Here is a 1030-nt window from a genome sequence, read left to right as displayed (position 1 = left end):
TCCGCATGATCTCTTCGCAGCGCGTAAGGATCTCGTCGGTGAACGGACCGCGCCGGTACTTAGAGGTCCTAACAAAGGCGTTGGACGTGTCGGTGGGTGATCAGGCAGGTGGCGAGGCCGAGGAAGGCCTCGTGGATGTCGTCGCGTCGTTCCCAGCGGACCCGCAGCCGTCGAAAGCCGTGCAGCCAGGCGATCGTGCGCTCTACCACCCAACGGAAGACGCCCAGGCCAGAGCCGTGTTCGACGCCTCGTTCGGCGATGACCGGGCGGATGTGGCGCTGCCAGAGCAGGCGACGGTACTTGTCGTAATCGTAGGCACGGTCGGCGAGCAGGGCATCGGGTCTGCGTCTGGGCCGGCCGGCCACGCCAGCCACTGCCGGAATCTTGTCGAGCAGGGGCAGCAACTGCGTGACGTCGTGGCGGTTTCCGCCGGTCAGCGACACCGCGAGCGGGATGGCCCGGGCGTCGGTGACGACGTGGTGCTTGCTGCCCGGCCGCGCACGGTCGACCGGGCTGGGCCCGCTTTTGGGCCCCGCCGGGCCGCCCTGACGTGGGAGGAATCGATCACCGCCCGCGACCAGTCCAGCCTGTTCGCCGCCCGTAACTTCTCCAGCAGCACCAGGTGCAGTTCGTCCCACACTCCGGCCTCGTTCCACGCGGCAAGACGCCGCCAGCACGTCATCCCCGAGCCGAAGCCCAGCTCCTGCGGCAGGTACTCCCACTGGATGCCGGTATGCAGCACGAACAGGATCCCGCACAGAGCCTGCCGGTCCGGGACCCGCGGTCTGCCCTCCGCCAGCTTCGGGCCCGGCTGGGGCAGCAACGGCTCGATGAGCGACCACAGTTCGTCCGAGACGATCCACGGACGCGATTGCCTCTTTCCCACGACACCAACAACGAGCGACCAAGCCGACAGTCACACGATCACAGCTTCTGTTAGGACTTCTTAGGCGTAAAGACCAAGTGTGCATGGAGGGTGTAGACGACCGTACGGCCCCTGCGGATATTGGGGTTTGGCTCCCAGCGTGGT

1 protein-coding gene and 1 pseudogene are annotated in these 1030 nt (G+C 66.7%); both read right to left on the bottom strand.

Annotated features, from left to right (window positions below):
• Positions 1 to 68 precede the first annotated feature (68 nt).
• A protein-coding gene (locus IE226_RS43655) for an IS5 family transposase (RefSeq protein ID WP_229871997.1) occupies positions 69 to 886 on the bottom strand; the annotation gives its coding sequence in 2 pieces (ribosomal slippage) (positions 69 to 535 and positions 535 to 886; 819 coding nt in all).
• 59 nt (positions 887 to 945) lie between these two features.
• A pseudogene (locus IE226_RS45515) lies at positions 946 to 1030 on the bottom strand (IS200/IS605 family transposase); the annotation flags it as partial.

The organism is Streptomyces longisporoflavus, assembly GCF_014649775.1.
In the GTDB taxonomy this organism is placed as follows: Bacteria; Actinomycetota; Actinomycetes; order Streptomycetales; family Streptomycetaceae; genus Streptomyces; species Streptomyces longisporoflavus.
The sequence above is the reverse complement of the archived record's forward strand: the minus strand, read 5'-3'. Positions and strand labels throughout refer to the sequence as shown.